The 9,795-nt window shown below is 63.6% G+C and carries 10 protein-coding genes and 1 pseudogene; 5 read left to right on the plus strand and 6 right to left on the minus strand.

The genetic code is table 11. From position 1 onward, the window contains the following. Positions 1-224: 224 nt before the first annotated feature. Positions 225-1,592, plus strand: a complete 1,368-nt coding sequence (locus A6U98_RS01495; protein ID WP_064647432.1) for a TIGR03808 family TAT-translocated repetitive protein — start codon at positions 225-227, stop codon at positions 1,590-1,592. 118 nt (positions 1,593-1,710) lie between these two features. Here the strand turns inward: A6U98_RS01495 and A6U98_RS01500 are convergent. Then, positions 1,711-2,879, minus strand: a pseudogene (locus A6U98_RS01500) (IS481 family transposase); the annotation flags it as partial. 264 nt (positions 2,880-3,143) lie between these two features. Here A6U98_RS01500 and A6U98_RS01505 point away from each other — a divergent pair. Continuing rightward, positions 3,144-3,809, plus strand: a complete 666-nt coding sequence (locus A6U98_RS01505) for a glutathione S-transferase family protein (protein ID WP_064647436.1) — start codon at positions 3,144-3,146, stop codon at positions 3,807-3,809. 3 nt (positions 3,810-3,812) lie between these two features. Here the strand turns inward: A6U98_RS01505 and A6U98_RS01510 are convergent, their stop codons facing one another. Next, positions 3,813-4,709, minus strand: a complete 897-nt coding sequence (locus tag A6U98_RS01510; protein WP_064647438.1) for a LysR substrate-binding domain-containing protein — start codon at positions 4,707-4,709, stop codon at positions 3,813-3,815. A gap of 175 nt (positions 4,710-4,884) precedes the next feature. Here A6U98_RS01510 and A6U98_RS01515 point away from each other — a divergent pair, with 175 nt between their 5' ends. Together A6U98_RS01515 and A6U98_RS01520 are read left to right on the plus strand one after the other, a co-directional pair. Further along, positions 4,885-5,079: a hypothetical protein gene (locus tag A6U98_RS01515; RefSeq protein ID WP_064647440.1), complete on the plus strand. Its 195-nt coding sequence runs from the start codon at positions 4,885-4,887 to the stop codon at positions 5,077-5,079. Positions 5,080-5,117: 38 nt separating this feature from the next. Next, positions 5,118-5,483 carry an MmcQ/YjbR family DNA-binding protein gene (locus A6U98_RS01520; protein ID WP_064647442.1) on the plus strand — a complete coding sequence of 122 codons (366 nt, stop codon included), beginning with the start codon at positions 5,118-5,120 and terminating at the stop codon, positions 5,481-5,483. Here the strand turns inward: A6U98_RS01520 and A6U98_RS01525 are convergent. Together A6U98_RS01525 and A6U98_RS01530 are read right to left on the minus strand one after the other, a co-directional pair. Continuing rightward, positions 5,468-6,088, minus strand: a complete 621-nt coding sequence (locus A6U98_RS01525) for a glutathione S-transferase family protein (RefSeq protein ID WP_064647444.1) — start codon at positions 6,086-6,088, stop codon at positions 5,468-5,470. The two genes, A6U98_RS01520 and A6U98_RS01525, sit on opposite strands and share 16 nt — an antisense overlap. 366 nt (positions 6,089-6,454) lie before the next feature. Then, positions 6,455-6,811, minus strand: coding sequence for a hypothetical protein (locus A6U98_RS01530; protein ID WP_012756560.1), 357 nt, complete (start codon positions 6,809-6,811; stop codon positions 6,455-6,457). Positions 6,812-6,954: 143 nt separating this feature from the next. Here A6U98_RS01530 and A6U98_RS01535 point away from each other — a divergent pair, with 143 nt between their 5' ends. Further along, positions 6,955-7,710, plus strand: coding sequence for a DeoR/GlpR family DNA-binding transcription regulator (locus tag A6U98_RS01535; protein ID WP_064647446.1), 756 nt, complete (start codon positions 6,955-6,957; stop codon positions 7,708-7,710). On the opposite strand, the gene A6U98_RS01540 is transcribed toward A6U98_RS01535, so the two are convergent. Continuing rightward, the gene (locus A6U98_RS01540; protein WP_064647448.1) at positions 7,685-8,425 is read right to left on the minus strand and encodes a hypothetical protein; all 741 of its coding nucleotides are present in this window, start codon (positions 8,423-8,425) and stop codon (positions 7,685-7,687) included. The two genes, A6U98_RS01535 and A6U98_RS01540, sit on opposite strands and share 26 nt — an antisense overlap. A 128-nt stretch (positions 8,426-8,553) precedes the next feature. Beyond that, positions 8,554-9,561: an asparaginase gene (locus A6U98_RS01545; RefSeq protein ID WP_064647450.1), complete on the minus strand. Its 1,008-nt coding sequence runs from the start codon at positions 9,559-9,561 to the stop codon at positions 8,554-8,556. Between the last annotated feature and the right edge of the window lie 234 nt (positions 9,562-9,795).

Below are 9,795 nucleotides of genomic sequence, written 5' to 3' on the forward strand. Positions count from 1 at the left end.
TACCCCACACCCGTCATCATAGAAATTCCCTTAAAAGTAGTCCTCATTTCCTTCGGCTTGCTTAAATGAAAGGGTGAACAAGACGACAATATAAGCGGCGATATCCTGCCGTCGGGCTCTCCACGACGGCAATTTCGCCCGCCTTTGCCAAGCTTGTGCCAAAAGAATACATGCCCGCCTGGCACGTTTCCTGCTACGGGCGCGTTATGACAAGTGATCCCCGGATGCCCTCACGCCGCGACATGCTTTTATTCCTCGCTGCCTCGGCCGTTGCGGGAGGGACATCACGCGCGCTTGCCTCACCGCTGACGGCGGCCGCTCAGCCGGACCTGCGCGGGGCGATCGACGCGGTGGAATATCGCGCCATTCCCGAAAGCGGCGACCGCAAGACACGCAACCTTGAGCAGATGATCAAACAGGCGGCGCGCGAGAACGTGCCGGTCTTCCTGCCGCCCGGCACCTACCGGATTTCCAATCTCACCTTGCCCGACAATACGCGCATCACTGGCGTGCCCGGCGCCTCGCAGATTATCTATACCGGCGAGGGCCATCTCTTTTCGGCCGAGAACGTGCGGCGGATCGAGCTTTCCAATCTCGTCATCGACGGCGGCAACCGCTGGCTTGGCGACGATGCCGGCGGGCTGTTGCAATTTACCGGCGTCGACGAGGTGCTGATCGACAATTGCGAGATCGGCGGCAGCCGCAAGCACGGCCTGCAGCTGGAGCGCTGCGGCGGGCGGATCGAGCGCAGCCGCATTTCGGGTGCCGCCCAATCCGGGCTTTACGCGGTGGATTCCGCCAACCTTTCGGTGACGGGCAATACGGTCTCGGATTGCGGCAATGGCGGCATCCTGGTGCATCGCTGGAAGAAGGCGGAGGACGGCACGGTTGTCTCCGGCAACCGCATTTCCAACATTCGCGCCAATGACGGCGGCACCGGCCAAAACGGCAACGGCATCAACATCTTCCGTGCCGACGGCGTGATGGTGGTGAACAACCACATCTCCGACTGCGCCTTTACGGCGATCCGCGCCAATTCGGCTTCGGACATCCAGATCAGCAGCAATCAGTGCCGGCGGTCCGGCGAGACGGCGATCTATGTCGAATTCGCCTTCGAAGGCGCCGTCGTTTCCGCCAACATGATCGACGGGGCGGCGAACGGCATCTCGATCGCCAATTTCGACGAGGGCGGCCGGCTGGCGAGCGTCACCGGCAATGTCGTGCGCAACCTGACGCTGAAGGGTCCCTACCAGCACGAGGTCGGTTTCGGCATCGGCATCGCGGCGGAGGCCGATACGCTGATTTCAGGCAATGTGATCGAGGGTGCGCCGCGCTGGGGCCTGCAGATCGGCTGGGGTCCGTATCTGCGCAACGTCGTTGTGACAGGCAATGTGGTGCGCAAGGCCCCGGTCGGCTGTGCCGTCTCGGTCGCCGACGGGGCGGGGACCGCCGTCATCACCGACAACATCTTCCAGGAGACCGCCGAAGGCGCGGTGTTAGGCTTCCAATGGGAGAAGAAAGTGTCCGGCGAGATGGCGGGAGGCGGCTCGCCCTATGCGCAGCTGACCGTCGAGCGGAACCGCGTTTCGTAACAAGTGCTTTTGCTTCCCCGAGTCATGGCTCCTTGCTCCGTCATGCTCGGCCTTGTGCCGAGCATCCACGCCGCATCCAAAAACCGCTACGGGCATAGATCCTCGGCACAAGTGTAAAGCCCGGAGACATAGCTGACAGATGTTCGGAGACATGCCTGACAGTCAGTCCTGGCTTTTGAGGTCGATTTTTGCGACCTGTGTTGCGCCGAAGAAGACGCCGTAGAGACCATCGCGCTGGAGCGGGCGGATAGCGAGGCATTCGGTTTTGAAGGCGTTGGGCACGCGCCAGGCCCGTCCCTTGAAGCTGACATAGCCCTTGGTTGTTCCAACGCGGCGCACGATCTCCGAGCTGTCATAGGCCGGTTCGGGCAGGCGGTCGGGAAACGGGCGCGGTGAAGGCCGGTAGCGGCTGGCCGGCACGGCCATGTCGATGCCCTGGTGGGGACGGCAATGGTTGTAGATGTCACGCCAGCGGTCGAAGGCCCTTTGCGCTTGGGCGTGGCTGGCGAGGGCTTTGAAGTCGAAAACCTCGGCCTTGAGGCTGCGGTGGAAGCGTTCGTTCTTGCCGCGGCCCTGGGGGTGGTAGGGTCTGGCATGGATGAGGTCGATGCCGAGCTTGAGCAGCCAGACACGCAACCTTGTCCATTGGTTGGGCACGCCGGTGCCCCATGGGTTGCCGTTGTCGGTATAGATGGCCATCGGCAGACCGTGGCGGCGCAGGATGGGCTCCAGCCGGCCGCGGACGGTCTGCATGCGCTCGTCGGCGCAGGCTTCGAGGCCGACGGCGAAGCGGGAATGGTCATCGATGATCGTCAGGGGATGGCACCAGAGGCCTGAGACGAGCTGCGTGCGGCCCTTGAAGTCCATCTGCCAGAGCAGGTTGGGTGCCTCACGCTCGAAGCGGCCGAGCGCCGGCCGGCCACCCGTCTGTGGCCCGATGCGGTCGTGGCGCACCAGGATGGCATGGACGGTGGATGCAGACGGCGGCTCGGTCCCGAGATCCTGCAGCCGGCGGGTGATCCTGCGAGCGCCCCAGGCCGGATGTTCGTCGCGGATATCAAGCACCGCGCGCTCGAGATCGGCTCCGGTCCGCCGCGGGCTCGCATGCGGCCGGCGTGAGCGGTCCTCCACCGGCTCGCCCGCCCGCAGGCGCCGCAGCCAGACATAGCCCGTCTGCCGGCTGATGCCGAAGCGCTGGCAAAGCTCAGAGACGTTCGTCCCCTCCAGCCCTGCCAACCGGCAAAATTCCAAACGCTCGTCCACAACTGACCTCGACCGCCAAACCATGCCGACCTCCCGACAAAAATCATCGCGGAAGTGTCAGGCATGTCTCCGAACATCTGTCAGCTATGTATCAAGGCCGTACAACAAGGCCGAGGATGACGGAGGGTGGGGGCGCTTTCGCCAAACTCACCCTGCCGGAATTGCGGCGCGTATAACTTGAAATCTTCATCTGATATCAAAAGCTTTCATCATCCCATCAGCCACAAGGATTTTTCCAGGATCGGTGCGGCATTTACGGTCTCTTGGACACATCGAGGGGATACGTTCATGCTGACAATCTACGGGGTCTATCGATCGCGCGCCTCACGCGTTTATTGGATGGCGGAGGAGCTTGGGCTCGAATTCCGCTCGGTGCCGGTGCTGCAGGCAAGGCGGCTCGCAGATCCGCTATCTGAGAATGCGCCGCTCAACACGCATTCGCCTGAATTCATTGCCGTCAACCCGATGGCGCAGATCCCCAGCATTCGGGACGGCGACCTCGTCATGCACGAGTCGCTGGCGATCAATCTTTACCTCGCCCGTAAACATGGCGGACCGCTTTCCGGCCAAACCGTCGAGGAAGAGGGATTGCTGACGATGTGGACGGTCTGGGCGGCTGCGGAGGTCGAACCGCACGCAGTGAAGATCGTGCTCACCTATGATAACGGGCTCGAAAACAGCGAAGGCGGCCAACAGACGATCGCGGTTTCCTGCCGCTCGCTGCGCAGGCCGCTGGCGGTTCTCGAAGGCCACCTCGCCGGCCGGCAATGGATCGCCGGCGACCGCTTTACCGTTGCCGATCTCAACATTGCCGAGGTGCTGCGCTACACCCAGACCGAAGAGGCGCTGTTCGATGCGCATCCGAACATCAAAGTCTGGATCGAGCGCTGCCAGTCCCGCCCGGCTTACAAGGCCATGCAGGCGACCCGCGGCAAGGAGCCGATCGAAATTTGAGGACTACTGGAAAAGGGCGAGCGTGCCGGCCATTTCCTCACGGATCCAGGCCTTGAAATCCTTGACCTTCTTCGGCTCACGCGTGCCTTCGGCGGTGACGAAGTAATGGCCGAAGCCGGTCGGCGCGCGGATGCCGAAAGGGGCGGCGAGCCGGCCTTCGGCGAGCGCAAAGGCGGCCAGGGTCTGCCAGGCGAGCATGACGCCCTGGCCGGCGATCGCCGCATCGAGGCAGAGCGAGGCATCGTTGAAGACGTGGCGGGTCGAAAGCGTGGCACCGGATAGGCCGACCTCGCGCATCCAGACCTCCCAGGTGAACATGGCGCGGCCGTCAATGATCGCGGGCAGTGCGAGGATATCGGCGGGTTCCTTCAATGTCGCCGCCATCTCGGGGGAGCAGACCGGAAAGACCTCCTGTGCCAACAGCAGTTCGGCCTTCACGTCCGGCCACTTGCCGTTGCCGACGCGGATGCCGATATCGACGTCGCAAAGGGCCGGATTGACGAGGTTGGTGGTTGCATCCAGCCGCAGCTTGATGTCGGGATGACGCTCGGCGAAGCGATCGAGCCGGCAGACCAGCCAGCGGGCGGCGAAAACCGGCGCCACCGAGATGGTCAGGATGGTATCGTCCTTGCGGCTGGCGATCGACACCGCCGCCGAAAGCCGGGCGAATCCCTCGTCGAGCGCCAGGAGCACCGGCCGGCCGGCTTCGGTGGCGATCATGCCCCTGGCGGTGCGCTCGAAGATCACCTGACCGAGTTGGGCTTCGGCCTTGATCACCTGCTGGCTGACGGCGCCGACCGAGACGCCGAGCTCGTCGGCGGCGGCCTGCAGCGAGCCGAGACGACCGACGGCTTCCAGCGCCCGCAGGCCGTTGAGATGGACCATGTTGAGGTTCTTCATATAGTTTTTCTATACCGCCTCAGCGTTATTCTCAATTGAAAATCTGGCTGTTGAGGCCGACATTGCAAGCATAGGCAATCCATTCGAGCGCGGAGCGTTGGCCAGATAGGATGGCTCGGAGGCCGAGAGCCGTTGGGCGATCATATCCGCGCCACGGAAGAAAGCGAGGCATGCCATGTCGTTGCTGAAGTTTTTCTTGAGACCTGCCCTTCCGGTGGGAAGCGCAGAAATTGTCCCCAGTTGGAAGGATGATCCGCTGCGGCATCCGGAGGTCGAACGAATGTCGATGCGCGAAATCGCCGATCTGCCGCTCGGGATGCCGGCCGGCTTTCAGGCGGAGGCCAAGTCGCCGCTGGCGAAATGCGCGTAAAAATATGGTAGGTTCGCCCTGGCAGAAAGGGCGGAACCATGGCCGGCGATGTCGATGCGATCTTCGAACGCCTGAAGCGGTTGGCGGCGGAAGCCGGGCTGCCTGATGTCGAGGAGAGCACCTCCTACGGCAATCCGGCGCTGAAGGTCGGCGGCAAGAGTTTTGTCGCGGTGAAGAATGCCGAGACGATCTTGATCTCGATTTCGCTCGACGACAAGGATCACCTACTGGAAATGGCGCCTGACGTCTATTTTCAAACCGATCATTATGTCGGCTGGCCGCATCTGCCGGTGCGCGCCGCCGTGATCGGCGACGAGGAATTGCGGCTGCGGCTGATCGGCGCCTGGCTGTTCCGGGCGCCGAAGAAGCTTGCCGCAGGATTTAACGGTCAGGCCCGGTCGTAGGCCAGCGCCCGCTGGACGGCGGGGCGCAGCAGCATGCGGGCGTGGTGGTCGCTCGCCTTTTCGAAGCGGGCGGGATCGACGCCGTCCGACGGCAGCCAGTCGGTCATGACGAAGAGATAGGGATCGGCGAGCGAATAGGCTTCACCCATCGCCCATGGGCCTTCAAACATCGTCCGCTCGATCAGCGTGAAACAATCGGCCATATTCTCGGGCACCTTCGCCTTCATCGCCTCGATTGCCGCCGGCTCGTCGGCCCAGCGCGAGCCGCGCGGGCGATGCGCATGGTTCACATGCACGGTCGAGCAGATATAGCTGTTGAAGGACTGGAGCCTGGCAAATTCGAAGGGATCGTCAAGCGGCGCCAGCTTGGCGGCCGGCGCGCTCTGGGCGATATAAGCCAGGATCGCCGGCGTTTCCGTCAGCACGCCATAATCGGTGACCAGTGCCGGCACCCGGCCCTTCGGGTTGATCTTCAGATAGTCCGGCGAACGCTGCTCGCCATCGCGGAGGCTGATCTTCTTTACTTCGAAGGCCAGGCCGGATTCTTCCAGGGCAATAAGGCTTGCGAGCGCGCAGGTTCCCGACGCGTAGTACAATGTCAGCATGGTTCTCGACTCCCTTTCGGCAAGGGTTATAGCCCAGGGGTCGGTGCGCCGGAACTGGGGTGATTGGGTTTTGGGTGCGTGCGAGTGTGAGGGCATGATCGGTGTGCCGCGCGCGCCCCTCATCCGGCTGCCGCCACCAACCGGGGTCGAGCCACGGGTCTCGACCCGTCCTTCGGACCCCCGCAGGCGGGGCGAAGGGACATGCCGCACCGGCTTTCCCCGACCTCGACGCTGCGTTTGCCACGTCCCCTCGCCCCGTTTTTACGGGGAGAGGGTTAGTGTGAGGGGCAGATCTTGCACTTCCACTCGCCTTGTCAGCCAACGTAGCCGGATACGATCGGCGCACCTCTCCCTCCGGAGGTAACCTCAGCCGCAGCCCGGAACATCCTCCAGCCTGTGCCAGACCGGAATGCCGCGTTCCCGGGCGATGCGCACGTCGTTGTCCGCTCCCTTGGAATCGCCGGGCAGCCGCAGCACGCCCTCGCAGAGCTGCAGCAGCCGGCCGGCGACCGGGTGGAAGATCTCTTCGTAGAGCGCATCGCCAACCGACCGGCCGCCGGCGGCGTGCCAGATCGGCAGCGCCACCCATTCGCCGATCATCGGCACATGGCCGGCCTGAAACAGCGCGTGAGAGGGTGCCTCAAGCCGCTTCAGGTTGGCGGCCATCTTTTCCGGGTCGTCGCCGGTTCCGGACCGATAGGGCCCGGCAATCAAAATCAACATGATCCACTCCTTCGCTCCGCTTTATGCGTGAGCACTTTCCCGGCCTCATGCACGGGATGTCATGAAAATGCACGATATTTCTTGAATGTCGAGTCATTTCGTGCAATATCGGGCTGTTATGTTTAATTTCGTGCAGAGATCCGATGCTGACAACACAACGCAAGACCCTCATTCTCGACATCCTGCGCCGTGACGGCCAGGTGATCGCCAAGCGCGTCGCCGAGGATTTCGCCCTTTCGGAGGACACGATCCGCCGCGACCTCAGGGAAATGGCAGCGGAAGGGCTGCTGAAACGGGTGCATGGCGGGGCGATGCCGCTGGCGCCAGACCTGCCTGATTTCACCGCGCGGCGCAGCGTCTCGTCGCAGATCAAGGCGCGGCTGGGGGCGGCGGCGGCGGCGATGGTCAAGCCCGGTCAGATGATCTTCCTCGATGGCGGCACGACGACGGCGGAGATCGCCAGGCATTTGCCCCGCGACATGCCGCTGACGGTTGCGACCCACAGCCCGACGATCGCCGCCGAACTCGAACACCACCCGACAGCCGAGGTGATCCTGACGGGCGGCCGGCTCTACAAACATTCGATGGTGGCGACGGGGGCAGCGGCCATGGCGGCAATCTCGCAGCTCCGCCCCGACCTCTTCTTTCTCGGCGTCACCGCCGCGCATCCGGTGCACGGGCTTTCCACCGGCGATTTCGAGGAAGCGGCGATCAAGCGGCATATCGCCCGCTGCTCGGCCGAAACGCATGTGCTGCTGACGGAGGATAAGTTCGACCTCGTCTCGCCCTGCCCGGTGCTCGGCATTTCCGAGGTGGCGGGGTTGATCGTGCCCATGGAGATGACGGCCGAACAGCTGAAACCCTATCGCGATCTCAACGGCGCGATCGCCGCAGCATGATGGCGCTGCGGGAGGGCGGCGGCACGGCAGCATGTGGCAGGAGGCTTGCGGCAAGGGCCGCGATGAAGGCCGCCAGCACGGCATAGGCCGGCACCATGCTGCCGGTTCCAAGGGTGAGCACCGTCTGCAGATAGGGCTGCGCCAGCGCGATGATGACGGAAAGCGCCGGCATGTCGAGCAGGGTTCCGGCGATCCGCGACAGTTCCGGCATGAAGGCTGCACCGGCAAGCGCGCCGTAGACCGCCGTCAGGCGGAGTGTGAGGCGCAACGGCACCGAGGCTGCAAGCGGCGGCATCTCGCCATCCTCGAGGGCAACCATGAGATAGGCTGCGAAAGACGCCAGAAACAGCAAGGCGACAGGCAGTGCGGCCAGGGTGGCGGATTGTGTCAGCGCCGCCGCATCCGCCGCCAGGAAGAGCAGGATCGGCGTGGAAGCGACGAACCAGATGGCGACGATCGGGCCCCAGAACCAGATGAGCGAGAGAGCGTGAAGACGGAGCAGCGTCGCCATGAAGAGCACGCCGATCGCGGTCCAGATGCAGGCGGGTTTGAGCACGCCCGATATCAGCCGCAGGCCCGGCTCGCAGGCCCCGGCCATCTCGCCGCAGCCGGACAGCTGGATCGTGAGCCAGGTGATATAATCGAGGCTCAGCGCGGCGAACATGAAGATGCCGATACCCATCAGCATCCACCACAGATAGCGGCCTGCAAACATGCCCTGCCCTCACGGCTTCCAGGACTGTGCTCACGTCGCCGCGAAAGGGTGCATCCGCGATCGCAGGACGTACCCCTTTATATTAGGTAATTCTTATTTTTCTGATAACTTATATACGCAAGCTCAACTCATCCGGCCAAGGCGGAAGTGACCCTGATATCGCCGACATGGATGCCGTTCCAATTGCGCATTGGCTTCGTGGCATAGGCCATCAGGGCCGCATGCACCTCGCTCTCCATCTCGAAGAAGCGGGCAAGCGTCGCCGCCACCATGGCTTCGGCGGCGCGGGTCATGCCATCCTCGCATTTGAGAGCGATGGCGATGCCCTTTTCCGGAATGGCGGCGCAGAAGACGCCCTCGGCGCCGGTCTTGCAGAAGATGCGGCCGGGGGCGATCTGCATCAGCGCGGTGCAGGCACGGCCGGAGCCGGCGACGTAAAAGGGCTCGGCCATGCAGGCCTCGATCAGGCGACGGGATGCCTTGGCACGCAGGGGTTCGAGGCCGGTGCCGGTCGCCATCTTCGCAAAACCATGGGCAAGGCTCTTGAGCGGCACGGCATAGGTCGGGATCGAGCAGCCGTCGGTGCCGCAGCTATCGGCGCCAATCACGGCCCCGGTCAGGCTTTCCATCGCCGCGCGGATCTCAACCTGCAGCGGGTGCTGATAGCCGACATAGCCCTTCGGATCGAGGTCCTGATGACAGCAGGCGCAGATGAAACCGGCATGTTTTCCCGAGCAATTGTTGTGCAGCGCGGTCGGCGCATCGAGCATGCGAGCCTGCTGGATCAGGATCTTCTGGCTCATGGACCAGTGGGCGCCGCATTCCAGCGTTTCGATATCGCGGCCGGCACGCGACAGCATGGACGCGGCAAGCGCCACATGCTCGTCCTCGCCATTATGCGAGGCGCAGGCCAGCGCCAATTCCTTGTCGCCGAAGCCATAGGCATCGGCCGCACCACTCTCGACCAGCGGCAGCGCCTGCATCGCCTTGCAGGACGAGCGCGGGAAGACCGCAGCTTCGATGTCGCCCAGCGAGAAGACAAGCTTACCATCGCCATCGACCACAGCCACCGCGCCACGATGGCGACTTTCGACGAGCAGGCCGCGGGTGACTTCGACGGTGACGGGATTGGTCATGAGCTCTCATCCGGATGCTGGCGGGGTTGCGCAGTCCATAACGCGTCACGCGGCGAAAGCCAACGGGGTTGACGTGGCGTCGAGGTCTAGGCGGCTACGCGGGTGCCTGCTGATAGTGCCGGCTCTATGTATGGCAGGACGTCACCCCACCCTCCGTCATCCTCGGGCTTGACCCCATAGGCGCTAACTTAGTTGTCGATGTGCGATGGCTCGTCGCCTTCGCGGTGGCTCGCG

This window comes from Rhizobium sp. WYCCWR10014 (assembly GCF_001657485.1).
Classification (GTDB): Bacteria; Pseudomonadota; Alphaproteobacteria; order Rhizobiales; family Rhizobiaceae; genus Rhizobium.